The organism is Labrys sp. ALF-8 (assembly GCF_059699065.1).
Genome location: NZ_AP048537.1, coordinates 3,988,268 through 4,014,623 on the forward strand (window position 1 = coordinate 3,988,268; position 26,356 = coordinate 4,014,623).

Here is a 26,356-nt window from a genome sequence, read left to right on the forward strand (position 1 = left end):
GATCCGTTGCGGCGTGAGGCACAGCCGAACCGGCCGATGGAGGCAAGTCCTTGCTGCGAATGTAATAATCCCTCTGGACACGGCTACTGACGAGGGGAATAACAACTTCGTCCACGCTTCTCGACAAGCGGGATTCGGCTGTGGCCGTGTCCAAGCATTCCGGGGGAAATGCCATGAAATATATTCTCTTGCTGGTGCCATGCGTGCTGGCACTGCTGACGCCGCTCTACAACAGCGTCGAGCCTGTGCTGTTCGGCCTGCCTTTTTTCTACTGGTATCTGCTGCTGCTGGTTCCAGTCTCATCGCTGTTCGTCTACCTCGCCTGGAAGGTTGAACGCTGATGCTGGACAATCTCAACTGGACAGCCGCCGCCGTCTTCGCCTTCTTCTTCGCCGTTGTGACCATCATCGGTTTCGTGGCCGCGCGCTGGAAGTCAGCCGACCTCGACCACTTGCATGAATGGGGCCTTGGCGGGCGGCGCTTCGGCGCCTGGATCACCTGGTTCCTGCTCGGTGGTGACCTCTACACCGCCTACACCGTGATCGCCGTTCCCGGCGTGATGTATGCATTGGGGGCCTACGGCTTCTTTGCCGTGCCCTACACGATCCTGATCTATCCGCTGGTGTTCCTGATCATGCCGCGGCTGTGGAACGTCACCCATCGCCACGGGCACCTGACCGGTGCCGATTTCATTGCCGGACGCTACGGCAATCGCTGGCTGGAGCTGGCGGTCGCCTTCACGGGTATCCTTGCCACCATGCCTTACATCGCCCTCCAGCTCGTCGGCATGGAGAAGGTGATCCAGGCGCTGGGCTTCCAGGCGCAGGGCTGGGCCTCGCATATCCCACTTACGGTAGCCTTCGTCATCCTGGCGCTCTACACCTACAAGAGCGGCCTGCGGGCGCCTGCCATGATCGCCTTCGTCAAGGATATCATGATCTATATCTTCGTGATCGCGGCGGTCATTATCATTCCGGCCAAGCTCGGCGGGTACGCCGCGGTCTTCGATGCCGCGAAGACTGCCTACGAGGCGAAGGTCGCGGCCACGACGGCGGCCGGCAAGCCCGTCGCGGCCGGCCTGACCCTGGCGCCCTCGCAGATCTGGATGTTCATCTCGCTCTCGATCGGCTCGGCGATGGCGCTGTTCATGTATCCCCATGCCATGACGGGCACGCTCTCGGCCTCCAGCCCGGACGCCATCCGCCGCAATGCCGTGACCTTGCCGGCCTATTCGCTGGTGCTCGGGCTTATCGCCCTGCTGGGCGTGATGGCACTGGCGGCGGGAATCAAGACGACGGACAGTTCGCAGGCCGTGCCGCTGCTCGTCCTGCAGATGTTCCCGGACTGGTTCGCCGGCTTCTGCTTCGCCGCCATCGCCATAGGCGCCCTGGTGCCCGCGGCGGTGATGTCGATCGGCGCGGCGAACACCTTCACCCGGAACATCTGGAAGCCCTTCGTCAACCCGGCTATGTCGCCGCGCGAGGAATCCTACCTCGCCAAGCTGATGTCGCTGGTGGTCAAGGTCGGCGCCCTGGTGGTGATCATCTTCCTGCCGACGCAATTCGCCCTGGACCTGCAGTTGCTGGGCGGCATCTGGATGATCCAGATCTTCCCTGCCGTCGTCGCGGGCCTGTTTACCCGCTGGTTCAACGGCTGGGCCCTGCTGGTGGGCTGGGCCGTCGGCATGCTGGTGGGCAGCTACCTTGCCTGGGGACCGACGGCGCTGACGCCTGCCGTGTCGATCTACGGCACCACCTTCTACATCGGCCTCGTCGCGGTGGCGCTCAACTTCGTCGTCTCGGTCGTGCTGACCATGGTCCTCGGATCCACCGCGGAAGACGTGACCAGGGCTTCCGACTACGAGGATGCCGCCGCGGTTCGCTGAGACGCGGATCGACCACGGACGGGCCCGGTCCTTGCGCCGGGCCCTCCATCATGGACGGCGACGGTTCCTGGACGTAATTTCGGGGCTGGTGTCGGCAATGTGAACACGCGGCGGGTTGAAGGAGCGCCTGGGGCGGCGCTAGTTTGCCGCGCATTCTCCTTTCTCCTCCCCACACTTCATCGATCGGAGCGCCTATGACTTACGTCGCCGATGCCGCACGCTACACCACCATGCAATATCGTCGAACGGGCCGCTCCGGTCTCGAGCTGCCGGCGCTTTCGCTCGGCCTATGGCACAATTTCGGCGGCGACCTGCCTTTCGAGAAGGCTCGTTCCCTTTGCCGCAAGGCGTTCGATCTCGGCATCACGCATTTCGATCTCGCCAACAATTACGGCCCGCCTCCCGGCTCGGCCGAGGAGACCTTCGGGCGTATCCTGAAGACGGATTTCGCCCATCACCGCGACGAACTCGTCATCTCCACCAAGGCAGGCTATCGCATGTGGCCCGGCCCCTACGGTGAATGGGGCAGCCGCAAATACCTGCTCTCCAGCCTCGATCGCAGCCTCCGGCGCATGGGCATCGAGACGGTCGATATCTTCTATTCGCATCGCTTCGATCCGAAGACGCCGCTGGAAGAGACCATGACGGCGCTGCACGACGCGGTGAAGCAGGGCAAGGCGCACTATGCCGGCATCTCCTCCTACAGCGCGGCGCGCACCAGGGAGGCGGCGGCCATCCTCAAGCGCCTGGGTACGCCGCTTTTGATCCACCAGCCGAGCTATTCGATGATCAATCGCTGGGTCGAGGAGGACAAGCTGCTGGACCAGCTCGAAGCGGACGGTGCCGGCTGCATTGCCTTCACGCCGTTGGCGCAGGGGCTGCTCAGCGACAAATATCTGAAGGGCATTCCCACAGACAGCCGGGCTGCTGCCGGCAAATCCCTCTCGCCCACGCAACTCACCGAAGAGAATCTTGCCCGCTTGCGGGGCCTCAACGGGATTGCCGCCAAGCGCGGCCAGTCGCTCGCGCAGATGGCGATCGCCTGGGTACTGCGCGACCCGCGCATGACCTCCGCGCTGATCGGCGCCAGCCGGCCCGACCAGATCGAGGATTGCGTCGCTGCCTTGAAGAATGCCTCCTTCGACGCGGCCGAACTCGCGGAGATCGACAGTTTCGCCCAGGAGGGCGGCGTCAACCTCTGGGCGGCTTCCAGCAGCAACTGAGCGGTAAGGGCGCGGGTGCCACAAACGCGGAGCGGCGCACTCGGGCTACTTCGGGCAAACGCCTCGTTAAAGGAAAGGGCGAACGTCGATTGGTTGTCGACACTCCCTTTCGTTTCCTGCGGCGGCAGCTAAGCTCTCCGCCGGAAGCTGTTGCCGGGATTCAATTTTCCATGAAGTCCATACTGTTCTACTGCCTGGCGGCAGTCGGGGAGATCGCCGGCTGCTATGCCTTCTGGGGCTGGCTTCGGCTCGGCAAGCCCGCTTGGTGGCTCATTCCCGGCATCGCCTCCCTGATCGTCTTCGCCGTGCTCCTCACGCGTGTCGACAGCGATGCCGCCGGCCGGGCCTATGCGGCCTACGGCGGTATCTACATCGCCGCTTCGCTTCTCTGGCTGTGGCGGGTGGAGGATGTCAGGCCGGACCTGTGGGATCTTGCGGGCGCGGCTCTCTGCTTGGCCGGCATGGCGGTGATCCTGTTTGCGCCGCACCGGGCATAGGCGGGAGGAGCGCCGGCCTGAAGCCGGCGCTTGCGGATTCAGGTCCTCAGCCGCGCGGATCTTCCATAGAGCAGCAGCATCGCGATGATCGTCCCGCCATAGATCACCTGGCGCCCGGCTTCCGGCATCTGGACGATGGCGAGAATCGACTGCAGGAGCGTGATCAGGATCACCCCGGCCACCGTGCCCAGATAGGTACCGCGGCCACCCAGGATCGAGGTGCCGCCGAGCACCACGGCCGCAATGGCAGGCAGGAGATAGGGGTCGCCCATGCCCTGGTAGGCTTTGGTGGAATAGCCCGCCAGCAGCACGCCGCCGAAGGCGGACAGCGCTCCGCAGATCACGAAGGCCAGCACGACGATGCGGCGCGTGTGGACCCCGGAGAGATAGGCGGCCCGCTCGCGGTTGCCGATGGCGTAGAGGGCGCGCCCGAACGTGGTGCGCTTTAGCACGAAGACCGTCGCCGCACCGACCAGCACCCAGATCCAGACCGGATTGGGGATGCCCGCGATCAGGCGGCCGGTGGCAAGGTCATGCATGGACTCCGTCGACATGTCCTGGGGTGCCGCGCCGCCCGTCCGCACGACCATGAGGCCCTGCATCACGGCGTTCGTGCCGAGGGTGAAGATCATCGAAGGCACGCGCAGATAGGCGACGCCGATCCCGTTGATCAAGCCGAACACCATGCCGCTGACGATGCCGACCGGAATGGCCAGGGCCGGGCCCCATTCGCCCCAGCCTGCGGCCGCCGTCGACATCATGGCGCCGATGGTGATCAGCCAGGGAATGGAAAGGTCGATCTGGCCAAGCAGGATCACCAGCATCATGCCCGTCGCGGCCATGGCCAGGAACGAGCCTACCTGCAGCTGCTGAAGCAGATATTCGGGGGACAGGAAGCTGGATGAGTAGAGGCTGCCGACGAGGAGCAGCACGACGATGCAGGCAAACGCCGTGACCACCGCCGTGTCGATCCCCTGTAGGAAGGCGGGAAGGCGGGAGCGGAGCTGGGGGGTATCCTGCTGGCTCATGCCGGCACTCCCGATAGGTGGGATGTCATCTCCTGGATCCCCTTCCCGAAGCGTTCGGCTTCGCCGGAAATGGCAGGGCCGCTCTCCTCGAACGGGCAAGGCATGAATGTCGATCGTTCCATCGCATCACCCGAAGAGATCGAGACGGTTCTTGATCTGCAGGAGCCGGAAGGAACCCATGCAGACGGCAATGAGCAGTACGACGCCGAGGAACAGCGGCTGCCAGAGGGGATCGAGGTCGAAGACGAAAAGCAGGTCGTTGATGGTGCGGAAGATCAGCGCACCGAAGATCGCGCCCACCGCGCTGCCCGTGCCGCCGAACAGCGAGACGCCTCCCAGCACCACGGCAGCGATGGAGTTAAGGGTGTAGGTCGAGGCATTGGTGGAGGACGCCTCGCCCGAATAGGTGAAGAAGGTCAGCATCAGCCCGCCCATCGCCGCGAACAGGCCGGAGAGCACATAGGCCATGAACTTGGCCCGGTCGGTCGAGACACCCGACATGTAGGCCGCGACCTCCGACGAGCCGACGGCATAGACCGACCGGCCCAGCATCGAGCGCCGGAAAGGCACCCAGATCAGCAGCATCACGACGATCAGGACGAGCAGGCTCGCCGGAAAGCCGCCCCAGAGCTGGCTCGTGAGGGCATCCGCGAGATCGCCGTTCACGTCGCCCCCGGGATCGGGACGCAGCCAGAGAGCAAGTCCGAAATAGACAGCGCCCGTTGCGATGGTGGTGACGATGGGCTGCAGGCGGCCGAAGATCACGATGGCGCCGTTGACGGCGCCGCAGACGAGGCCGGTGGCAAGCACGCCGAGGACGCCGAGCGCCGTCATACCGGGCGAGCCGACCACGATCCAGGAGGCCAGGCAGTTGGTCAGGATGAAGATGGTGCCGACGGAAAGGTCGATACCGGCCGTCAGCACCACGAAGGTCTGCGCCACGGCGAGGAGCGCCAGCAGCACGCCCTTGTTGGCCGCGGTCTGCACCACATTGGCGGAGAAGCCCGCCTCGTGGTTGGCGGTGTAGATGGCGAACATCGCCACGAAGACGAGGGCCGCCAGCAGCGTGCTGCGGTGTTCCGCAAATTTGTAGCGCCAGTCGCTCACGCGTTCACTGCCGGCTTGCGGCCGGCCTCCCCATTCTCCGAGGTGATGTTGAGGGCGCTGGAGATCAGCGCGTTCTCGGTGATCTCGGCCCCCGCCAATTCGCGTCTGACCGCGCCCTCGTAGAGCACGAGCACACGGTCGCAGCAGCCGATAAGTTCGTCATAGTCGGTAGAATAGAGCAGGATCGCCGCACCCTTGTCGGCGAGGTGGCGCAGCAGTTGATAGATCTCCTGCTTGGTGCCGACGTCGATGCCCCTGGTGGGATCGTTAAGCAGGATGATCCGCGGAGAGACCATCAGCCATTTGGCGATCACCACCTTCTGCTGGTTGCCGCCCGACAGCGCGCCGACAGGAATGTCGACACCGGCGGTCTTGATCGCAAGCAGCTTGACCATCTCCGCGATCGCCTGCTTTTCCGCGGCGCGATCGATCAGTCCGGCCCTGGAGATGCGGCCGAGCGAGGCGAAGGAGAGATTGTCGCGCACCGACATCGGCAGCATCAATCCTTCCGTCTTGCGATCCTCGGGGATGAGAGCCATGCCGATGGCCGGCTGCTTGGCGGCGCCGGGGCTGGCGATCGACACCGGCCGGCCCTCCACGCGGATCTCGCCCGTGGTGCCGCGCAGCACGCCGAACAGGGCGAGCAGCAGTTCCCGCTGGCCCTGGCCGTCGAGCCCGCCGAGGCCGACGACCTCGCCGGGCCGGATGGCGAGCGAGACGTTCCTCAGCCGATCCGTCCAGGATAGGTTCGCCACTTCGAGAAGAGGCTTGACGGTGGGTGGGGGCGGAGGCGGCTTGAGCGGGAAGACGTGGCTGTATTCACGCCCGATCATCATCTCGATGACCTCGTTGTCGGTCCTTGTGCCCGCCTTGAAGGTGGCGATGTTGCGCCCATTGCGGAACACCGTGCACTCATCGGCGAGTTCCTCGATCTCGGCCATGCGGTGCGAGATGTAGAGAAGGGCCAGCCCTTCCGAACGCAGGCGTTTCAGGACGGCGACGATGCGGGTGACGTCGGCGGCCGTGAGCGCGGAGGTCGCCTCGTCGAGGATGAGGATGCGCGGCTTGCGCGCGAGCGCCTTGGCGATCTCCACCATCTGCCGTCGTGACAGCGGCAGGTCCTTGACCAGGGCGAGGGGATGGATGTCCTCGGCGCCGGCGCGTGCCAGCCATTCGGTTGCCATCCGCCTCTGGGCCCGGCGGTCGATCAGGCCGAGGCGACGAGGAGGCGCGTCGATGAAGATGTTGTCGGCCACCGACAGGTCGGGAACCAGCGAAAGTTCCTGGAAGATGCAGACGATGCCGTTCTGCTTCGCGGCAGCGGGGCCTGAAAAGCGTATGTCCTGCCCCTCGAGCTGCAGCACCCCCTCGTCAGGCTGCACGACGCCGGAAAGGATTTTGATGAGCGTCGATTTTCCCGCTCCGTTCTCGCCGAGAATGGCATGGATGCGGCCGGCCTCGATGGTAAGGGAAGCCTTCTCGAGCGCGGATACACCGCCATAGCGTTTGAAAATGCCTTCCATCCGAAAGAGCGGTACCGCATCGACCATGAGGTGAACTCCGAATTTCCTGGGATCGCAGGCGCCTCGCCTGCTTCTTCCCATCCGACAGGCGTCGCGGTTTCAAGAGCAGGCGAGATGCCTGCGGTCCCAGGATGGCGTGCCGACCTTCAGGTCGGCACTTTTCTCATCGGTCTGCAGGAAGCAATCGAGATCCTCACTGCTCGGACTGACCCATGATCTCCTGGGCGGTGAAGTTGATGCCGCAGGTCGGGAAGGCGTTGCCGACGAAGAAGTTGTCGGTCTCCTTGGAGTAGTAGTTCTCGCCGTCCTTGAAATCGGGATCTTCGACATGGGCGAGCGGCAGCTTGATGGCCTGCGGGATCACGTCGCCCTGCAGTGCCGTTATCGCGGTCTTGATGGCCACCGCCACCTGGGCCGGCCCTGTGCCGCCGGAGGCGCATTTCAGGCCCTTATCCGCATTGGCGGCGCACAGCTTGCGATAGCCGTTCTCGGCTTCGGCGCCCGAGGGTATGAAGGGATGCTTGGCGTCGATGAAGGCGCGCACCATGCCGGTGGACCCGCCCTGCGCCGTCATGCCGTCGAAGTGCTTGTGGACCGCGATGGCGTCGGCGGTGACCTTCTGGGCCGTGCCGTCATCCCACTTTCCGACGACTTCCACCGTGTTGAACGGCTTGCCGGAGGCCTTCAGGGCTTCCTGGATGGCCTCATGGCGATCGGTATCGACCGAAGTGCCCGCCACGCCGCGCACTTCGAGGATGGTGCCGCCATTGGGGATGTTCTTGACCAGCCAGTCGCCCCAGTATTTGCCGAGGCCGCGCTGGTCGACGTTGACGTTGACGATGTCTTCGCTGTCGACCGTGTTGTCGAAGGCCACGAGCACGACGCCGGCATTCTGGGCGCGGCGGATGACCGACTTGAAGGCGGTGGGATTCTGGGCGTCGATCACCACGGCGTCATAGCCGGAATCGATGAAGTTGTTCACGGCGGCGATCTGGGCGGCGATGTCCTCGCCGGTCGACACGACCTTGAATTCCTTCAGGTTGGCCTTCACGTCGGGCTGATCGGCGTAGGCCTTGGCCGTCTTGATCATCTGGATGCGCCAGGTGTTGCCGATGAAGCCGTTTGCAAGCGCGATGCGATAAGGCCCCTTCTTTGCGGGAAACTTGAAGAACTTTGTCTTGTCGGTCCACGGCACGAAGCAGCTCGGATCCTTGCTCGGACCGGAGACGACCTCGGGTCCTGCGGCACTGGCTGCAGCCGTGCCGAGCAACAGGCCGGCCAGGGCGGCACAGGCGGTTGCCAGTGTGACGATAGGACGTTTCATAGACAGCTCCCTCGGGTTCTGCTCGGACTCTTGTCCGGCTGTTCGGGTGTTTCCTGGTCCACCTTCCGGAGCTTTTTGACGCTCTGCGGCGATACCGCGTCGGGCGCTGTCGTCCGGTTCGGGTGGAAGTCGGCAAGCTGGATTGCGACGAGCAAGTTCGCCGCTCATTTCGCTGGCTTGTCAATTGTCCGACTAATAAATGAAGAGTGTTTACATTTCAACGGGCATGAAAGCCCGTGCGGTCATGGCGTGGCACCGTCGATATCGGGCCTGCGCTGCTTCATTGCGCCGGTCACACGCGGACAGGGGGGTGGGGCAGGCCGGCACGCTGGGCCGCATTCCGGGCAGAAATGAGCCGTTCGGAGCGAAGGCGCCGCGGGTTGATCCGCAATAGCGATGTTTCGGCTGGGACGGGTTCACCCGGCATCCGCGCCGGAGGGCTCGTCACGCGCGGCGGCGAGCCCGTCGGGAGGGGCCTCACCAGATCGTGTAGCCGCAGTCCACTACCACCAGCGCGCCGGTCATGGCGCTGGAGGCATCGCTCGCAAGGAACAGGATGGCGGAGGCGACCTCGTCGGGACGCGCGACACGCTTCATCGGCGTCATCTCCATCCAGATCGGAAAACGGGTGGGATCATCGAAGCTGCGATTCGACATTACCGTGTCCACATAGGTCGGCGCGACGGTGTTGACGCGCACGCCACGCTCGGCCCATTCGCCCGCCAGCGACTTGGTGAGGTGATGCACGCCGGCCTTGGCGGCGTTGTAGTGGGCCTGGCGCTGCGGCTTGTTCGAGATGATACCGGACATCGAGCCCGTGGTCACGATCGAACCCCGGCCGCGTTCCAGCATGGCGCGTCCGAATTCTCGGCAGGACCAGTAGACGCCATTGAGATCGACGTCGATGACCTTGCGCCAGACCTCATCGCTCATCAGTTCGCCGGCTGTATCGGGCCAGGCGATGCCGGCATTGGCGATCAGGATATCCACGCCGCCGTGGCGTTCATTGGCTTCGCGCGCGGCCTTGCCGACCGCATCGGCATCGGTGACATCGAGTTGGACAGCATCCACCTCCCAACCCTTCGCGCCGAGTTCCTTGCGCCCGTTCTCCAGCACGGTCGGATCGAGATCCGAGATCACGACCTTGGCGCCGCACTCCAGGAGTGCTTCGGCGGTGGACAATCCAATACCGCGGCCGCCGCCGGTGATGAAGGCGGTCTGTCCGTTCAAATCGAACTTCTTCAAATACATATTCACGTCTTTCCCTGGTTCAGGTCTTTCTCAGGTTCTTCGGAGGGGAGCGCCGTCATTTCACGGCGCCGAAGGTCAGTCCTCTTACCAGCTGGCGCTGGGTGAGCCAGCCGAAGATCAGGATGGGGCCGATCGCCATCAGCGAGGCGGCGGAGAGCTTGGCCCAGAACAGCCCTTCGGGGCTCGAGAAGCGCGCGATGAAGGCCGTCAGCGGCGTCGCCTGCGTCACCGTGAGGTTGATGCTCCAGAAAGCCTCGTTCCAGGACAGGATGATGGCGAGCAGGGCGGTAGAGGCGATGCCGGGCAGCGTCATCGGCAGCAGCATCCAGACGAACTGCTTCAGGGGTCCGGCGCCGTCCATGCGGGCGGCGTCGAGAATCTCCTTGGGCACATCCTTGAAGAAAGTGAACAGCATCCAGACGATGATCGGCAGGTTGACCAGCGTATAGAGCGCTGTCAGGCCGAAGCGCGTATCCATCAGCCCGACCCATTGGAAGATGAGATACATCGGGACCAGCACGCCTACCGCCGGCATCATCTTGGTGGAAAGCATCCACACCAGGAGATCCTTGCTGCGCTTGCCGGGATAGAAAGCGAGGGCATAGGCGGCGGGCAGTCCGATGAGCGTGCCGAGCAGGGTGGAACCCACCGAGATGATTACGCTGTTGGCGAAGAAATGCAGATAGTCCGCACTCTCCAGGATCTCCTCGAAATTGTGCAGGCTCGGCTGGAAGAACAGGACGGGCGGGCTAGCGATGGCCTGCTGCTCCGTCTTGAAGGCGGTCACGATCATCCACAGGATTGGGAAGAACAGGATGAAGGTCAGCAGCCAGCATAGTATCGTGACGATGAACCTGTAGCGCAGGGACGGCCGCATCGTTCAATCCTCCAGCGTGTGCGAGATGGTCCGCACCAGGAAGATCGCGACAATATTGGCCAGTACCACCGCCAGCATGCCGCCGGCGGAAGCACCGCCTATGTCGTTGTCGAGCAGCGCTGTCTTGTAGATCAGGTAGGGCAGGGTGGTCGAGGCATCGCCCGGCCCGCCCACCGTCGTCACCAGAATCTCCGCGAAGATCGACAAGAGGAAGATCGTCTCGATCATGATCACGATGGTGATGGCGCGATAGAGATGCGGCAGGGTGATGTAGACGAAGAGGCGCAGGCCATTGGCGCCGTCCATGCGCGCGGCCTCGATCTGGTCGCGGTCCAGCGACTGCAGGGACGTGAGCAGGATCAGCAGGGCGAAGGGGATCCACTGCCAGGCGACGATGATGACGATGGACAGGAGAGGCCAGTCGCTCATCCAGTCCACGACCGGCAGGCCGAGGGAACGGGAGACCCAGGCAAACAGCCCGTTGACGGGGTGCATCAACAGGTTCTTCCAGATGAGGGCCCCGACCGTGGGCATGATGAAGAACGGCGCGATGCAGAAGAGCCTGGCAAGACCGCGTCCCCAGACGGGCTGGTCCAGCAGGACAGCGCCGATGACCCCTACGACGACCGTGATCGCCAGAACGCTCACCACCAGGGTGATGGTGTGGAGGATGGCGTTGGTGAGACCGGGGTCCTCGAGGAGGTACTGGTAGTTGTCGAAGCCGGCAAAGCCGGTCTGGTCGAGATAGTTGAGGTTGTAGCGCTGGAAGGAGAGCCAGATCGTCATCGCCAGCGGGACGATCATCCAGATGAACAGCAGCACGACGGAGGGGGCCAGCAACGGGCGGGCATCGACGCCGGCTCCCTTATGTCGCGCGAGCAGGGCAAGCGCCATGGGACTCTTCCTTCAGCAGGATCGAACTCGAACGGAATGGCGCGACCCCGATCCTGGGCGATCGGGGCCGCACCATCGAGGATGCGCATGGGGAGGAGCACGCGCATCCGGTGACGCCAAGGCGGGCCTATTTCTGATAGCCTGCCTGCTTGATGGCTCGCTGGGTCAGCGCCTGCGCGGCGGCGAGGCCCTCGTCGATGCTCTTCTTGCCCGCGATCACGGCTGCGAATTCCTGGCCGACGGCGGTGCCGATGCTCTGGAATTCGGGGATGCCGACGAAGGAGATGCCGCGATAGGGAACCTTCTCCTGGGTCGCGTCCGTCATGTTGGCGGTCTCGATGGTATCGAGCGTCAGCTTGGCGAAGGGCGCGGCCTTGATGTAGTCCGCATTGTCATAGGTCGACTGGCGCGTGCCCGGCGGCACCGTCACGATGCCGGAATAGTCGGCCACCAGCTTGATGTAGTCGGGTGAGGTCGCCCAATAGATGAACTTCTTGGCGGCATCGGGTGCCTTGGAGGACGTCGGTATCGCCAGCGCCCAGGACCACAGATAGTGGTTGCCCTTGTTGAACTTGCCGTAAGGGGGATGGGCATAGCCGAGCTTGCCCACGACGCTGCTCTGCTTGGGGTCGTTGAGGAAGCCGGCGGAAACGGTGGCGTCCACCCACATGCCGCACTTGCCGCTGGCGAAGAGAGCGAGGTTCTCGTTGTAGCCGTTGGAGGCGGCCCCGGGCGGGCCGTATTTCTTCAGAAGGTCGACATAGGTGGTCAGGCCTTCCTTCCACTGGGGAGTGTCGAATTGCGGCTTCCACTGCATGTCGAACCAGCGAGCGCCGAAGGAATTGGCCACCGGGGTGATCTGGCCGATATTCTCGCCCCAGCCGGGCTTGCCGCGCAGGCAGATGCCGTAGACGCCGTGGTCGGGGTCGTGGATCTTGGCGGCGGCCGCGTCGATGTCCTGCCACGTCGGCTGGTCGGGCATGGTGATGCCCGCCTTGTCGAACAGATCCTTGCGATAGAAGGTCATCTGGCTCTCGGCGTAGAAGGGCAGGGCAAAGAGCTTGCCGTCATAGGAGAGACCGTCGCGGACCGATTTGAGCACGTCGTCGAGCTTGTAGTCGGCGGGCACGTTGTCAAAAGGTACCAACCAGCTTCTCTGGCCCCACATGGGCGCTTCGAAGAGCCCGATGGTGAGGACGTCGTACTGGCCGCCATGGGTGGCGATGTCGGTGGTCAGGCGCTGGCGGAGAACGTTCTCCTCCAGGATCACCCAGTTCAGCTTGATGTCGGGATTCTTCGTCTCGAAGTCCTTCGACAGTTTCTGCATCACAACCATGTCGTTGTTGTTGACGGTGGCGATGGTGAGCGTGGTCTCGGCGAGCGCCTGGAATGCCGTTAAACCTAGTGCAAGCGCTGCGGTGGCACCGACGCAGAGCTCTTTCAGATATCGCATGTTTTCCTCCTTGCTGCGTGTCGTTTTCGACATCTTGTCGCCAGCGGCGAACGTGACTGAACGATGTGGGGCGCCTGTCAGCCGGCAGGTCTGCCGCGGGCATGCGCTATCCGTCTTCGCTTTGCCGGGAAGTTGGCAAAGTCGATCAATTCCAATCAATGACCGAAAGTCTCAATGGTGTGATTGATGCGAATTGATACCTATCGCCTGCATTGTGAACCTCCCCGGTTTCGTGATTTGGCATATTTTTTCATATTATTTCAAAAGCTATCATACGGCCTTGTCGAGTCAACAAAAAAGCCGGTCTCGCGACCGGCTGTATCGTTGCCCGTTCGATGGAAGGTTGGATCAGCCTACGAGTTTGTGCCCTGCGATCCACACGCCCCTGGTTGCGAGGGTTTCGTCGAGGTGGACGAGATCCGCGCGGAAGCCCGGCGCGAGGCGGCCCCGACGGCGATCGAGCTTGAGGAATTGCGCGGGATAGAGGCTGGCCATGCGCAGTGCTTCGCCGAGGTCGATGCCGAGATTGTCGACGCTGTAGCGCACGGCGCCGTCCATGGTGAGATCGGAGCCGGCCAGCGTACCATCCTCCAGGGTCAAGGCACCGTTGCGGCGGGTCACCTTGCGTCCGTTGAGGAAGAAGACGTCATTGGGGTCGCCGGCCGTCGGCATGGCGTCGCTCACCAGGAAGAGCCGGCCGGGCGCGCGCTTGGCCCGCAGGGCAACGCTGAGCGAGCCGCGATGCACGTGGTGGCCGTCGGCGATCACGCCTGCCCAGAGGCCGCCGTGGTCGAGCGCGGCGCCGGCGACACCCGGCGCGCGGCCCTGAAGCGGCGACATGGCATTGAAGAGGTGGGTGATGCCTGTCGCGCCCGCATCGGCCGCCGCCATGGCGGTATCGTAGTCGGTATCCGTGTGGCCGAGGCTGACGATGACGCCGCCTTCGGCAAGCCGGCGGATGAGGCGGTTGGACGCGTTCTCCGGCGCGACGGTGAGCAGGATCGTCTCGATGCCGCTGCCGAGAATGAGGTCGACGTCCTCGTCTGTCAGCGGCCGGATCAGGGCGGGATCGTGGGCGCCCTTGCGCGCCACGGACAGGTAGGGGCCTTCGAGATGGATGCCGGCGACACCGGGGACGCTCGCGGCGATCGCGGCCCGCGCGGCTTCCAGCGCCCGCTTCATGCCGTCGATCCTGTCGGTGATATAGGTCGGCAGAAGGGCGGTGGAGCCGTGCCTGCGGTGCGCGGCGCTGATGCCGTCGAGCGTGGCTACCTCCGGGGCTTCGTTGAAGAGGAATCCGCCGCCGCCATTGACCTGGGCGTCGATGAAGCCTGGAACGAGAAGGCCGGAGGGCAGGGAGGTGACCACCGCGTGGGAAGGGATTTCCGAGCGTTGCACCACCGCTGCGATCTTTTCGCCTTCGACGAGCAGCGCGTGGTGGTCGAGGAAGGTTTCGCCGTTGAACAGGCGCGGTGCCGTGAGAGCATCGAGACTCATCAGATCGTCTCCGTCACCTTGCGCAGCCGGCTTGGCCGGTCGGGGTCGTGTCCGCGTCCGCGCGCCACCTTCTCGGCGAGGCCGTAGAAGGAGACCAGCATGGCGAGCGGGTCGAGCAAGGCGTGGCCCGAACTGCGGAACGGCAGGCCGCCGCCGCCGGCGACGAAGACGTTCGCGCCGGCACCACGCATGCGATCGATCGCCTCGCCCATGGCCGCGAATGCGGCATCCTCCGGCCGGAAGGCCAGCACGGGAAAACCGCTGTCGACGAGTTGCAGGGGGCCGTGCATCACCTCGGCGCCGCTATAGGCCTCGGCGTGGAGAACGGCCGTCTCCTTCAGCTTCAGCGCAGCCTCCTGCGCGATGGGGAAAGCCGGGCCACGGCCGATCACATAGGCCGACTGCGCCTTCTCGAAGATGGGAAGGGCGGGGCTCCAGTCGGCGGACAGGGCCGCCTCGAAGGCGGCCGGGAGGGCCCGCACGCCTTGCTGAAGGGCCTTGTCCTGATGCCATTCGGCGATGAGCGCCGCCAGGACCGCGGCCGAACTCAGGCAGGTCTTCGTGGCCGCCACGCTCCGCTCGGGGCCGGCATGGAGCGGGAGGACTGCATCCGCCTCGGTCGCGAGGGGAGAGGAGGCATCGTTCACGATGGCCACCGAGAAGGCGCCGGCTTCCTTCGCGCGGGCCTGTAGGGCAACGATGTCGGGGCTCTTGCCGGACTGGGAGACCGATACGACGACGGCGCCCTGCAAGCGCAGGGAGGCCTTGTAGATCGAGGCGACCGAGGGACCCACCGACGCCACTGGCACGCCCGACAGGATCTCGCTGAGATATTTGAAGTACCCAGCCGTGTTGTCAGAGGAGCCGCGAGCGCAGGTCACTGCATAAGCCGGCGAAAGATCGCGCAGCTTCGCGCCGATCCTCGCCAGATTGGCGCCTTCGGCATCGAAGAAGCGGGCGAGGGCCGCAGGCGCCTCGGCGATTTCCGCAGCCATCAGGGTTGAGGATGCGTCGGAAGGCGAGGTCATGGGGCCACCTTGGAGTGATTGGCAGGAGAAGGTTTCAGATCGACGGGCATTCCTAAGCGGATTCTCTCTGGCCGGCCACAGACTCCGCGGTGGAGAATTCGCCGGTCTTCCAACATATGCGGTGGGTGCGAGGATCAGACATCCACCGGGATCCCTTGGACAGGCCGCCTGGCCAGCGTCAGCGCGCCATCGAGCGCATCCCCTCGGGGCTCGACCAGCACGTCGTCATAGCGCGTCGGCAGGAAGGGACGGTAGGGCGCGGCAAGCCCGCCCATCAGGGCAATCCGGGGGGCGCCGAGATGAATGAGCCGGTCGAGCATCGTCACGATCGAGCCGACGGCGCCGGCGATCAGATGGTCCGCCACGCCGTCGCCGCGGGCTGCGCGGAAGACCATCGGGGCGAAGCTGCCATAGTCGCGCGGGGTCGCCGTCTTGCTCCACAGCACGGCCTCGCTGGGATCGTCATGGAAGCGCGCCATGATGAGGCGCGTGAGGTCGGAGGAGGGGGCGAGGGCGTCGATGCTGAGGATCGAGGCCCGGATGGCGGCACGCCCGAGGATCGCGCCCGAGGCCTCGTCGGACAGCGCAAAACCCCAGCCGCCGACCGCCGTCTCCTTGCCGCCGGCCAAGGCCAGCCCCTGCGAGCCCGTGCCGAGGATGAGGATGCCGCCATCCTCGCCGGCATGGGCGCCCAGGCAGGCCGTCACGGCATCGGAAGCCAGGGCGATCGACTGATAGCCGAACGGAAAGCCGCGGATGCCTTCTGCGAGGGCGGGGACGTTCGCGCCCGAAAGGCCCATCCCGGCGTGCACCCGCGCCCTGGCCTCCGGCGGGAGGCCCGCCGCTGCCAGCGCCTTGTCGCCCGCATCCGCGATGGCCGGTCCCGTTATCTCGGTGCCGAGCGTCAGATTGGAGGAACCCGAGAGGCCTTCGCCCAGAATGCGCCCGCTTTCGTCGCTAAGACGGGCGCGGGTATTTGTGCCGCCGCCATCGATCGCCAGAAAGTAGGGGCCCGACATTCATTTCTCCGTGCGGCGGAACAGTTCTTGCAATCACCGATAAAGGCCTGAAACGGCCGTGTAAACTGACCGTGTTTGCGGCGTTCCAATATCGTGCTGCCTCTTAAAAAGGCAAATTACCCACCAGGCGTTCCAAGCCGCATTTTATGCGCTTTGAGCACTCGCATGTGAGGGGGAGTTGCGTTAAGGAGCACGGTGCGAAGATCAACATCGAGACGATGCTCATGAAGTCACCGTTGCAGAACAAGCTCTATTCGGCCGAGACAGCCCTGGCGGTGGCGGACGATACGGCAAAGCTCCCGGAAGCGACGGGAGATGCGCGTGCTTTCCGTGATCTTATCCTGGCAAAGCTGACCTACGCCGTCGGCAAGGATCCGATCGTCGCCCGCGACCACGATTGGCTCCGAGCGGTGAGCCTGGCCCTGCGGGACCACATCGTCGACCGCTGGATGGCGACGACGCGCGGCGTGTACCGCATGGGCGGCAAGCGCGTCTATTATCTTTCGCTCGAATTCCTCATCGGCCGCCTGCTCAAGGACGGCCTGAACAATCTCAGCCTCCTGAACACGGCCCGCGAGGCGCTCGCTTCCGTGGGCGTCGATCTCGACATGATCGCCGAGATGGAGCCCGACGCGGCTCTCGGCAATGGCGGCCTGGGACGGCTCGCCGCCTGCTTCATGGAGAGCATGGCTACCGTCGGCGTCGCCGCCTATGGCTATGGCATTCGTTACGAGAACGGCCTGTTCCGGCAGAATATCGTCGACGGCTGGCAGACCGAGTCACCCGAGAACTGGCTGCAGAACGGCAATCCCTGGGAGTTCCCGCGGCGCGAAGTAGCCTATGAGGTCGGCTTCGGCGGCGCAGTCGAGGCGAGCGACGGCTGGGACGGCTCGGCCGTGCACAGCTGGAAGCCGGCGGAGACGATCCTGGCAGTCGCCCACGATACCCCGGCGGTCGGCTGGCGCGGCAATCGCGTCAACACGCTCCGCCTGTGGTCGGCCCGCTCGCTGGATCCGATCTCGCTCGACGCCTTCAATGCCGGCGACCATATCGGCGCGCTCGCCGATCGTACGAAGGTGGAGTCGATCTCGCGCGTGCTCTATCCGGCCGACTCCACGCCGGCCGGCCAGGAACTGCGCCTGCGCCAGGAGTACTTCTTCACCTCCTCGTCGCTCCAGGACATCGTTCGCCGTCACCTCCAGCAGCATCGCGACATCAAGACGCTGCCTTCCAAGGCGGCGATCCAGCTCAACGATACCCATCCGGCCATCGCGGTCGCTGAACTGATGCGTATCCTCATCGACATCCACTCGCTGAGCTGGGCCGATGCCTTCGCGATCACGCGCGAAACTATTTCCTACACGAACCACACGCTGCTGCCCGAAGCACTGGAGACCTGGCCGGTGCCGCTGATCGAGCGTCTCCTGCCCCGCCACATGCAGATCATCTACGCCATCAACGCCCGGGTGCTGACGGAAGCACGCGGAACCGGCGCCTCGGATGCGATGATCGCCGCCGTTTCGATCATCGACGAGACGCATGGACGCCGCGTCCGCATGGGCAACCTCGCCTTCGTGGGCTCCCACAAGGTCAATGGCGTCTCGGCCCTGCATTCGGACCTGATGAAGGAAACCGTCTTCCGGGACCTGAACGCGCTGTTCCCGGGACGGATCACCAACAAGACCAACGGCATCACGCCGCGCCGCTGGCTGATGACGGCCAATCCCGGCCTCACCACGCTGCTGCGCGAGGCCATCGGCGACGCCTATCTCGACGACGCCGAGAAGTTGAAGGCGCTCGAGCCCTATGCCAAGGACGCTTCTTTCCAGGAGGCCTTCGCCGCGGTCAAGCACGCCAACAAGGCACGGCTGGCGAAGGTCATCCAGCAGACGATCGGCCAGCGCGTCGATCCCGCATCGATGTTCGATGTCCAGATCAAGCGCATCCACGAATACAAGCGCCAGCTCCTGAACATCCTCGAGACGATCGCGCTCTACAACGCGATCCGCGCCCATCCCGAGAAGGACTGGGTGCCGCGGGTCAAGATTTTTGCCGGCAAAGCAGCGGCGAGCTACACAGCGGCGAAGTATGTGATCAAGCTGATCAACGATGTCGCCAAGGTGGTGAATTCCGATCCGGCCGTGCGCAACCTCCTCAAGGTGGTGTTCATGCCGAACTACAATGTCAGCCTTGCCGAGGTGATCATCCCGGCCGCCGATCTTTCCGAGCAGATCTCCACGGCGGGCCTGGAGGCCTCCGGTACCGGCAACATGAAGTTCGGTCTTAATGGCGCGCTGACCATCGGTACGCTCGACGGCGCCAATGTCGAGATGAAGGAGCATGTCGGCGACGACAATATCTTCATCTTCGGCTTGAAGGCCAACGAGGTGGAGGATCGCAAGCGTGCGGGCCGAAATCCGTCGGACAACATCGCGGCTTCCCCGGCCCTTGCCGAGGTGCTGGATGCCGTGGAATCCGGCGTGTTCTCCCCCACCGATCGCGAGCGCCATCGCGGCACGGTGCAATCGCTGCGTTCCAGCGACTGGTTCCTCGTGACCGACGATTTCGACGCCTACGCGGCCATGCAGCGCAATGTCGATGCCCTCTGGACCGACAAGACTGCCTGGCGCGAGAAGGCCATCCTGAATGTGGCGCGCATGGGCTGGTTCTCCTCCGACCGCACCATCCGCGAATATGCGGACGAGATCTGGGGCGTTCCGACCGTTCCGGTCGAGTAAGACGGAACTGCCGCGCAAACCGGACAAGGCCTTCTCCCGCCTGGGAGGAGGCCTTTTTCTTTAGCTGGCTTCGGACCGGTCGGGGCCGCGCGCTGCCGTCGGAATCACGAGGGAATCACGAACTCTCCGCTAGAGCAAAATGCGGGCAGCAGCTGCCTTGAAGAATTTCGCGTGAGACCAGGGGGATTTCATGCATCGGTTCTTTCAGCGCAGGGAGGAACCCTCTCATGTCCCGCCCCGTGTCTATGCCCGCTTGATCGATGGCGAGGAAGGCGATGGGTACGTCCTCTTCGATGCCGTCGAGGCGGAGGCTTTCGATCGCTTCGTGCGATCCGTGGAGGAAGAACCTACTCCCGCAGCCTGGCGCGGTGCCATCGGGGATGCGCCGATCTATGCGGTCCAGGTCAATGGACTGACCCAGTTCCGTGCCCGCGACTGGCTTGGGAGGAATCCCGTCGCGGACCTGCCGGAATGGTCGGAGATCTTCCTCTCGCCGGACCCGATGGGGGAGGCCGAGGTCTACGACAACATCGCAGCCTTGCCCCAGCTTGCAGCCATTTCGATCAAGCGCGTTTCGGCGCTGAGGGAACTGCAGCTGAAGAAGGCGACCGATCTCTCTCCCGAGATCAGGACCGAGCAGGAAATCCAGGGTAAATTGCCCTCACTGCCCATCGAGGAGGTTTTCGCGCTCGATGTGGGACAGGGGGCCGCCAATGCCCTGGTCACCACGGGGGGGGATGTCGCCGCCTATGTCGACCTGGGTGCAGGCGTGCTCAAGGACGCGCGCACCTGGCCTTCGGCGATGGGCGGGATCTGTCTTCAGCAGTCGCCCGTCGTCATCCTGACCCATTGGCACTACGATCATTTCGAGGCTGCGAACATCTACCCCAACGCGCAGGGCCTGACCTGGATCGCCCCGTTCCAGACGCTCGGTCCCGGGCCCCAGTCCGCCATGGCGAGTGCGATCACCGGTCACCCGACGGGCGTCCTCATGGTGTGGAGCACGACGGGCGGGAGCGTGCTCTCGGCCGGGGCCATCGAACTTGAGCTTTGCAACGGCCCGGCCGGCAACCAGAACCGAACCGGGATCGCGGTATGGGTTCACGGCCCGTCCGGCGAGGAACCCATCCTCCTGCCGGGCGATGCCGGCTATTCCGATATCCTGCTTCTCAAGAATGGTCGCTCGATAGCGGCCTTTGCCGTCGCCCATCACGGTGGCCAATCAGCGGGCCAGCCCCCCGCCAGGCCAGCCGGTCCGCAGGCGCGTGCTGCGTTCTCCTACGGCATCAACAATCAGTATACCCACCCGCTCGCCACCCCGTTGAACAGGCTGAGGAACGCGAGCTGGAATATCGGCCATCCCGGGCCTCCCATTGACGAGAGGCGAACCGAGGACAGGGCCGCCAACGGGCTTGGCCACATCAAGCTCGACTGGAGCGGGGGAGCGATCAGGACGCGGTCGTGCTCCTGCGGCTGCACCATCACACCGACGCAATAGGCCGATGCTTCGAGGGGGGACCACATGAAATGCGTGCTGTTCGTACCGGGAACCATGGGGACGATCCTTTCCACGCCAGCGGGCGAGGAGGTCTGGCCGCCGACGCCGCTCGAAGCGACGCTCGGCTATGGGCGCAAGGACAAGCTGATGCAGGACGACCTCAAGGTCGGCGACATCGTGCGCAGAGTATCGTGCTTTGACGTCTATCAGCCGCTGATCGATACTTTTTCGGCCATCGGTTTCAAGGAGAGCGGCGCGGGAGACCGCCTCTTCCTCTTCCCCTACGACTGGCGCCGCGACCTCGAGATGCTTGCCGATCAACTGGCCGCCAGGCTCGATACCCTTCCGGCAGGGACGAGTTCGATCGCCATCGTTGCCCACAGCATGGGCGGCCTCGTCGCCCGCCTTGCCATCGAGGCCGGAAAGTTCAAGGCGAAGCCGTGGCTCAAGAAGATCGACGCCTTCATCACGCTGGCGACGCCACACCTGGGCGCGCCGCTGGCTCTCGCCCGCATCATGGGCCTCGACAGCGCCATGGGCATCAGCGCCGCCGACTTCAAGGCCCTCGCCGCCGACAGGCGCTATCCTTCCGGTTACCAGCTCCTGCCTGCACCTGCGGAAGCCGCATGCTGGGATGTCAGGCCTTCGAGCACGCTCGGCCAGCTCGACATCTACGACCCCGCCGTCGCGAAGACGCTGGGCCTCGATCCGGACCTGGTGGCGCGAGCCGCCTGGGTCCACGCCACCCTTGCCAAGGGAGAGGCACCCGCGCATGCCCGCTATTTCTACTTTGCCGCCACCGGCCACAAGACGGCGACCCGCGTGAACATAGACGCGGCGGAGCAAGTCGTGACCCGCTCGGAGGATGCGGGCGATGGTACGGTGCCGCTATGGAGTGCCCTGCCCAAATCGGGACAGAAGCAACTCGTGGTCGGCGAACACTCGAACTTTTTCACCGCAACACCATTCAAGGCCGTGTTCTTCCGCCTCTTCGGCAAGGATTTTCCCACTGCGCCCGTCGGTCTGGCGGGCCTCCCATCCACCCTGTCGGTCCAGTCCATCGTCATCGGCACAGGCGACGAAGTCGAGGTCGTGATTGTGCCGCCGACCCCGGCAGGCATCGTCAAGGGCAAGCTCGTGCTTCAGAGGACCGATGATCCCGCGCATCCCTTCACCGCCTTCGGGGAGCCGGTCGAGCTGAGCTATGCCGGCCCGCCCGTGCCGGTGCTGAAGCCGAGACTGCCAGCCCTGAAACAGCCGGGCTTCTACAGGATAAGCTTCGTCGGCGAGCCTGCCGCTGCGCAGCCCGTGCAGTTCACGGTCAGTGCCGGATAGACGGTAGGTCTCCAGGAGCAGGTGCCGTTGAATAAATGCCGCCGGCTAAGTGTATTTTTCTTGCTTGCATCCTATAGTGCCGATAGCCTCTAGGGAAATACGGACCGGATGACAGCTCCACGGGCGCTTCGTCTTGCGGGCGACCCTTCGCCGGGGCTTATCCTGCCGTACGGCGAAGGGGCTAATTCATGACTCGCAAGCGTGTCGGGACTTATCTGTCCGCGGCTATATTCATGTGCGGCAGCTTGCCGGCTCTTGCCGCTGCGCCGGGGTGCTACCCTATCAATGATCTGGCGGTCGACGGCGCCGTGCCGCAACTCGCGGTGGTTGCGCAGGGGCCGACCCGGCTGCATTTCCTGAAAAGCGACGATGCACAGCGAGGTTGCCCCGGAGCCGGCCCCAACTGTGCCTTGGCTGCTTTCGTGGTGCCGGGCGATCCGGTGGTGGTGACGTCCGTGCAGGGCAACTACGCCTGCACGACCTACACGGGCGGCGCTCCGAAATTCTCGACGACAGGGGGATGGCTTCCGCTTTCCGCACTCACCAACAGCCCGGCTGAGCCGCCCGTCGATTCGGCCGAGTGGCTGGGGGACTGGAAGGTCGGCTTCGATCGGGAGATCAGGATCACGCCTGCGCGCAGCGGAGCCTTTCGTTTCAATGTGACGTCGACCTTTGCGGGGCAGCCGATCGGCACTGACGGCGTGCACCTGCCCGGCTACCAGGCGACGGCATTGCCGCGGGGCGCTGCCGCGGCATTCTCCGTCGACCTCGACAAGGGCATAACAAGGAACTTCAACGCCGATCCGGGAAACCATGATCTGTGCCGGGCCCGCTTCTGGCTGATGGGTCCTTATCTGGTCTCCTCCGACAATGGCTGCGGCATTCCGGAGAACGGCACCGCGACAGGTATATACCGGCTGGCATCCCAGCCTCGTCCTCCCGCGCAACCGGCGCCTCCACCGCAGACGATCGTCGTGCAGCCGCCTCCGGCGTCCCATGTCGTCGTGGTTCAGCCTCCGCCCCAGCCGCCGCAGGTGGTGGTGCTTCCGGGCGCCCAGCCTCGCCTGTCTCGGGCTGCGGCCATTCGTGCCTGCTCGAACGAAGTCATCCGCCAGAACAATATAGCCGGCACAGCATCGAACAGTGTCGACAATATCGCCGATGTCTACGCCAATGGTCCCGCTCTCATGGTGGAAGGTATCTGGTCCGCCACACGCAACATCGGCTATCAGCATGGTAATTTCACCTGCCGCTGGGATGGTCAGTTCGCCAATGTGCGGTTGAACGTGATCGCAATGGCGCCACCCCCGCCGCCTTCGATCCAACCGCATTTCATCGATCGTCGGCCGAGGCAGCAGGAAATCGATACGCCGCCCTTCGTGGACGAGCGCCCGAGGCGGCCCGCGGCTCCTCCCGAACCGAGTACCGGAACGCCGTCCTTCGTCGATCAGCGCCCGAGGCGAACCGAAGATCCTCCGGAACCCAGCGTCGGCACCCCTTCCTTCGTGGACGAACGTTCGAGGCGAACCGAGGATCCTCCCGAACCGACCGATACGCCGGCCTTCCGGAGGGATGGTGGTGACGCCGAAGACAATGGTAGCGATGGTGATTCCAACTGAGTCTGTAGTGTGAAACGAACGCCAACGTCTTGGGAACCTTCCCCAGAGCCGCGTGTTTAACCCCGACGTAGGTCTGTCCCACGGCAGATACACTTGTGGCTTAACTGTGTTTTGCTTGCATGCGTTTAATCATTGACCGCTCCGGCAAAACCCCTAGCTTATCCCTTCAAGAGGCCCGGCGTAGAACGTTTGGCCCGTGGTAAGAGCGGCGTCAGCCGTCAAGTGCGAGAGGTGGCAGCGGCGTGGCAAAGGATACGAAGACGAGCGCCTCACCGTCCAAGGCCCAGAAGCCGGCGCCCTTGGCCAAGAAACCTGTTGCCCGCAAATTGGAAGGCTGGCGCCTGCCCGAGGTCGAGATAGCGGCGCTGGCTGCCGGCCGCCACCATGATCCATTCGCCGTGCTAGGCCCTCACGACACCGCCGACGGCGAGGTCATCAGGGCCTTCGTTCCCAATGCCGAGAGCGTCTTCGTGGTGTCGCCGCAGCTCAAGGAGCCGGTGGCCCTGCAGCGGCGGCATGACGACGGCGTGTTCGAGGGGCTCGCCGCCGGGGCGGGCCGCGTCTACAGCCTGCACGCCGCCAATGCCGGCGGGGAGTGGGATGTCGAGGATCCCTATCGCTTCGGGCCCATTCTGGGGCAGATGGACGACTACCTCTATGTCGAGGGCACCCATCTCAGGCTCTGGGACAAGATGGGTGCTCATCCGACCCACCATGAGGGTACGGACGGCGTGCATTTCGCCGTCTGGGCGCCGCATGCCCGTCGCGTTTCCATCGTGGGCGATTTCAACAACTGGGACGGTCGCCGCCACCCTATGCGCAAGCGCATCGATACCGGCGTGTGGGAGATCTTCCTGCCCGGTGTCGTTCCCGGGGCCTATTACAAATATGAGATCATCGGCCCAAACGGCGCCTTGCTGCCTTTGAAGAGCGATCCTTTCGCCTTCGCCTCCGAGATGCGGCCCGGCACGGCCTCGCGCGTGCTGTCGTCCGAGCCTTTTGCCTGGACCGACCAGAAATGGCTGGAGGACCGGGCCCGCCAGGACCCCCGCAAGGCACCGATGTCGATCTACGAGGTGCATTTAGGATCCTGGAAGCGGGGCGATCACCAGCGCTTCCTCAACTATGACGAGTTTGCCGACCAACTCGTCAGCTATGCGCTGCACTTGGGCTACACGCATATCGAGCTGCTGCCGGTGAGCGAGCATCCGCTCGACGCCTCCTGGGGCTACCAGCCGACAGGCCTGTTCGCGCCCACCAGCCGCTTCGGCTCGCCGGATGGCTTCGCGCGCTTCGTCAACAAGGCGCACGAGGCCGGCATCGGCGTTATCCTCGATTGGGTTCCGGCGCATTTCCCCACTGATTCCCATGGCCTTGCCTGGTTCGACGGCGGAGCGCTCTACGAGCATCCGGATCCGCGCCGGGGCTTCCATCCCGATTGGAACACCGCGATCTACGATTTCGGTCGGCGCGAGGTGGCGAACTTCCTCATCGCGAACGCGCTGTTCTGGCTGGAGCGTTTCCACATCGACGGGCTGCGCGTCGATGCCGTCGCTTCCATGCTCTATCTCGATTATTCCCGGCGGGCAGGGGAGTGGATTCCGAACATCCATGGCGGGCGCGAGAACCTGGACGCCATCGCCTTCCTCCAGCACATGAACAAGGAAGTCTACGCCGCCCATCCCGGGGTGGTGACCATCGCCGAGGAATCCACGGCCTGGCCGGGCGTGTCGAAGCCCGTGCATGAAGGCGGCCTCGGCTTCGGCTTCAAATGGAACATGGGTTTCATGCATGACACCCTGGACTATATGGAGCGCGAGCCGATCTATCGCCAGTATCATCACGACGACCTGACCTTCGGACTGATCTATGCCTTTGCCGAGAATTTTGTGCTGCCGCTTTCCCATGACGAGGTCGTGCACGGCAAGAATTCGATCGTGAACAAGATGTCGGGTCTCGAGGGCGACAAATTCGCGACCTTGCGGGCATATTACACCATGATGTGGGCCTATCCGGGCAAGAAGCTCCTCTTCATGGGGCAGGATTTCGGCCAGCGCCGTGAGTGGAACGAGAATGTCGGGCTCGACTGGGACCTGATGCAGTATGGTCCGCACAGGGGGCTCAGCGATCTGGTGCGGGATCTCAACCATCTCTATCGCGGGCGCCCGGCCCTGCATGAGCGCGACTGCGAAGGCGATGGCTTCGAGTGGATGGTGGTGGACGACAACGCCAATTCCATCTTCGCCTGGGCGCGCTATGCCTCCGATGTCGCTCCCATCGTCGTGGTCGCCAACCTGACGCCCGTCGCACGAGACGACTATGTGCTGCCGCTGCCGTTGAAGGGGAACTGGAAGGAGCTGCTCAACTCCGATTCCGAGCGCTATTTCGGCCTCAATCGCGGCAACCTCGGCGGCATCTACGCGCATGAGGGAAATTGGAAGGGCAAGCCGGCCATGGCCAGGATCAACTTGCCGCCATTGACCGCCATACTGCTGGAATGGGCGGGAAATTAACAAGAATGTGGCGCGTGGAAGGCTGGATTTCCACGCACCACCTCATA

20 protein-coding genes are annotated in these 26,356 nt (G+C 64.1%); 9 read left to right on the plus strand and 11 right to left on the minus strand.

The window, feature by feature from the left end:
* Positions 1-173: 173 nt before the first annotated feature.
* The 4 genes from AC6H34_RS18315 to AC6H34_RS18330 all read left to right on the plus strand — a co-directional run bounded on the left by AC6H34_RS18315 (position 174) and on the right by AC6H34_RS18330 (position 3,605).
* Positions 174-341, plus strand: a complete 168-nt coding sequence (locus tag AC6H34_RS18315) for a DUF3311 domain-containing protein (protein WP_448148487.1) — start codon at positions 174-176, stop codon at positions 339-341.
* Positions 341-1,885, plus strand: a complete 1,545-nt coding sequence (mctP, locus tag AC6H34_RS18320) for a monocarboxylate uptake permease MctP (protein ID WP_497539663.1) — start codon at positions 341-343, stop codon at positions 1,883-1,885. The genes AC6H34_RS18315 and mctP overlap by 1 nt, the downstream gene beginning before the upstream one ends.
* A gap of 194 nt (positions 1,886-2,079) precedes the next feature.
* Positions 2,080-3,108, plus strand: a complete 1,029-nt coding sequence (gene mgrA / locus AC6H34_RS18325) for an L-glyceraldehyde 3-phosphate reductase (RefSeq protein WP_497539664.1) — start codon at positions 2,080-2,082, stop codon at positions 3,106-3,108.
* A gap of 170 nt (positions 3,109-3,278) precedes the next feature.
* Complete coding sequence (locus tag AC6H34_RS18330) at positions 3,279-3,605, plus strand: YnfA family protein (protein WP_497539665.1); 327 nt, start codon at positions 3,279-3,281, stop codon at positions 3,603-3,605.
* Between the two features lie 38 nt (positions 3,606-3,643).
* On the opposite strand, the gene AC6H34_RS18335 is transcribed toward AC6H34_RS18330, so the two are convergent.
* The 11 genes from AC6H34_RS18335 to AC6H34_RS18385 form a co-directional block, all read right to left on the minus strand.
* Complete coding sequence (locus AC6H34_RS18335; RefSeq protein WP_497539666.1) at positions 3,644-4,633, minus strand: ABC transporter permease; 990 nt, start codon at positions 4,631-4,633, stop codon at positions 3,644-3,646.
* Between the two features lie 126 nt (positions 4,634-4,759).
* Positions 4,760-5,740 carry an ABC transporter permease gene (locus tag AC6H34_RS18340; RefSeq protein WP_497539667.1) on the minus strand — a complete coding sequence of 327 codons (981 nt, stop codon included), beginning with the start codon at positions 5,738-5,740 and terminating at the stop codon, positions 4,760-4,762.
* The gene (locus AC6H34_RS18345) at positions 5,737-7,290 is read right to left on the minus strand and encodes a sugar ABC transporter ATP-binding protein (RefSeq protein WP_497539668.1); all 1,554 of its coding nucleotides are present in this window, start codon (positions 7,288-7,290) and stop codon (positions 5,737-5,739) included. Before AC6H34_RS18345 ends, AC6H34_RS18340 begins: the two co-directional genes overlap by 4 nt.
* A gap of 166 nt (positions 7,291-7,456) precedes the next feature.
* Positions 7,457-8,587 carry a sugar ABC transporter substrate-binding protein gene (locus AC6H34_RS18350; protein WP_497539669.1) on the minus strand — a complete coding sequence of 377 codons (1,131 nt, stop codon included), beginning with the start codon at positions 8,585-8,587 and terminating at the stop codon, positions 7,457-7,459.
* Between the two features lie 477 nt (positions 8,588-9,064).
* Positions 9,065-9,838: an SDR family NAD(P)-dependent oxidoreductase gene (locus AC6H34_RS18355; RefSeq protein WP_497539670.1), complete on the minus strand. Its 774-nt coding sequence runs from the start codon at positions 9,836-9,838 to the stop codon at positions 9,065-9,067.
* Between the two features lie 55 nt (positions 9,839-9,893).
* Complete coding sequence (locus AC6H34_RS18360) at positions 9,894-10,715, minus strand: carbohydrate ABC transporter permease (RefSeq protein WP_448148478.1); 822 nt, start codon at positions 10,713-10,715, stop codon at positions 9,894-9,896.
* 3 nt (positions 10,716-10,718) lie between these two features.
* On the minus strand, positions 10,719-11,609 hold the full coding sequence (locus tag AC6H34_RS18365) for a carbohydrate ABC transporter permease (protein ID WP_448148477.1): 891 nt from the start codon (positions 11,607-11,609) through the stop codon (positions 10,719-10,721).
* 127 nt (positions 11,610-11,736) lie between these two features.
* Positions 11,737-13,062: an ABC transporter substrate-binding protein gene (locus AC6H34_RS18370; protein WP_448148476.1), complete on the minus strand. Its 1,326-nt coding sequence runs from the start codon at positions 13,060-13,062 to the stop codon at positions 11,737-11,739.
* Between the two features lie 348 nt (positions 13,063-13,410).
* The gene (gene nagA / locus AC6H34_RS18375) at positions 13,411-14,562 is read right to left on the minus strand and encodes an N-acetylglucosamine-6-phosphate deacetylase (RefSeq protein ID WP_448151320.1); all 1,152 of its coding nucleotides are present in this window, start codon (positions 14,560-14,562) and stop codon (positions 13,411-13,413) included.
* Complete coding sequence (locus AC6H34_RS18380; protein WP_497539671.1) at positions 14,559-15,587, minus strand: SIS domain-containing protein; 1,029 nt, start codon at positions 15,585-15,587, stop codon at positions 14,559-14,561. Before AC6H34_RS18380 ends, nagA begins: the two co-directional genes overlap by 4 nt.
* A 134-nt stretch (positions 15,588-15,721) precedes the next feature.
* Positions 15,722-16,606, minus strand: coding sequence for a glucosamine kinase nucleotide-binding domain-containing protein (locus tag AC6H34_RS18385; RefSeq protein WP_448148474.1), 885 nt, complete (start codon positions 16,604-16,606; stop codon positions 15,722-15,724).
* A gap of 224 nt (positions 16,607-16,830) precedes the next feature.
* Here AC6H34_RS18385 and AC6H34_RS18390 point away from each other — a divergent pair, with 224 nt between their 5' ends.
* From AC6H34_RS18390 to glgB, 5 genes are all read left to right on the plus strand, one after another.
* Complete coding sequence (locus AC6H34_RS18390; RefSeq protein WP_448148473.1) at positions 16,831-19,344, plus strand: glycogen/starch/alpha-glucan phosphorylase; 2,514 nt, start codon at positions 16,831-16,833, stop codon at positions 19,342-19,344.
* Positions 19,345-19,534: 190 nt separating this feature from the next.
* A complete protein-coding gene (locus AC6H34_RS18395; RefSeq protein ID WP_497539672.1) occupies positions 19,535-20,842 on the plus strand; it encodes a ComEC/Rec2 family competence protein in 1,308 nt (435 codons plus the stop codon).
* Between the two features lie 24 nt (positions 20,843-20,866).
* The gene (locus AC6H34_RS18400; protein WP_497539673.1) at positions 20,867-22,177 is read left to right on the plus strand and encodes an esterase/lipase family protein; all 1,311 of its coding nucleotides are present in this window, start codon (positions 20,867-20,869) and stop codon (positions 22,175-22,177) included.
* Between the two features lie 188 nt (positions 22,178-22,365).
* Positions 22,366-23,796 carry a hypothetical protein gene (locus tag AC6H34_RS18405; protein ID WP_497539674.1) on the plus strand — a complete coding sequence of 477 codons (1,431 nt, stop codon included), beginning with the start codon at positions 22,366-22,368 and terminating at the stop codon, positions 23,794-23,796.
* A 326-nt stretch (positions 23,797-24,122) separates the two neighbouring features.
* Complete coding sequence (gene glgB, locus AC6H34_RS18410) at positions 24,123-26,309, plus strand: 1,4-alpha-glucan branching protein GlgB (protein WP_497539913.1); 2,187 nt, start codon at positions 24,123-24,125, stop codon at positions 26,307-26,309.
* The last annotated feature ends 47 nt before the right edge of the window (positions 26,310-26,356 follow it).

Bases quoted from the DNA above. Each gene is read 5' to 3' on its own strand.
- AC6H34_RS18315 (WP_448148487.1), top strand. From the start codon at position 174: ATGAAATATATTCTCTTGCTGGTGCCATGCGTGCTGGCACTGCTGACG.
- mctP (WP_497539663.1), top strand. From the start codon at position 341: ATGCTGGACAATCTCAACTGGACAGCCGCCGCCGTCTTCGCCTTCTTC.
- mgrA (WP_497539664.1), top strand. From the start codon at position 2,080: ATGACTTACGTCGCCGATGCCGCACGCTACACCACCATGCAATATCGT.
- AC6H34_RS18330 (WP_497539665.1), top strand. From the start codon at position 3,279: ATGAAGTCCATACTGTTCTACTGCCTGGCGGCAGTCGGGGAGATCGCC.
- AC6H34_RS18335 (WP_497539666.1), bottom strand. From the start codon at position 4,633: ATGAGCCAGCAGGATACCCCCCAGCTCCGCTCCCGCCTTCCCGCCTTC.
- AC6H34_RS18345 (WP_497539668.1), bottom strand. From the start codon at position 7,290: ATGGTCGATGCGGTACCGCTCTTTCGGATGGAAGGCATTTTCAAACGC.
- AC6H34_RS18350 (WP_497539669.1), bottom strand. From the start codon at position 8,587: ATGAAACGTCCTATCGTCACACTGGCAACCGCCTGTGCCGCCCTGGCC.
- AC6H34_RS18355 (WP_497539670.1), bottom strand. From the start codon at position 9,838: ATGTATTTGAAGAAGTTCGATTTGAACGGACAGACCGCCTTCATCACC.
- AC6H34_RS18360 (WP_448148478.1), bottom strand. From the start codon at position 10,715: ATGCGGCCGTCCCTGCGCTACAGGTTCATCGTCACGATACTATGCTGG.
- AC6H34_RS18365 (WP_448148477.1), bottom strand. From the start codon at position 11,609: ATGGCGCTTGCCCTGCTCGCGCGACATAAGGGAGCCGGCGTCGATGCC.
- AC6H34_RS18370 (WP_448148476.1), bottom strand. From the start codon at position 13,062: ATGCGATATCTGAAAGAGCTCTGCGTCGGTGCCACCGCAGCGCTTGCA.
- AC6H34_RS18380 (WP_497539671.1), bottom strand. From the start codon at position 15,587: ATGACCTCGCCTTCCGACGCATCCTCAACCCTGATGGCTGCGGAAATC.
- AC6H34_RS18385 (WP_448148474.1), bottom strand. From the start codon at position 16,606: ATGTCGGGCCCCTACTTTCTGGCGATCGATGGCGGCGGCACAAATACC.
- AC6H34_RS18390 (WP_448148473.1), top strand. From the start codon at position 16,831: ATGAAGTCACCGTTGCAGAACAAGCTCTATTCGGCCGAGACAGCCCTG.
- AC6H34_RS18395 (WP_497539672.1), top strand. From the start codon at position 19,535: ATGCATCGGTTCTTTCAGCGCAGGGAGGAACCCTCTCATGTCCCGCCC.
- AC6H34_RS18400 (WP_497539673.1), top strand. From the start codon at position 20,867: ATGAAATGCGTGCTGTTCGTACCGGGAACCATGGGGACGATCCTTTCC.
- AC6H34_RS18405 (WP_497539674.1), top strand. From the start codon at position 22,366: ATGACTCGCAAGCGTGTCGGGACTTATCTGTCCGCGGCTATATTCATG.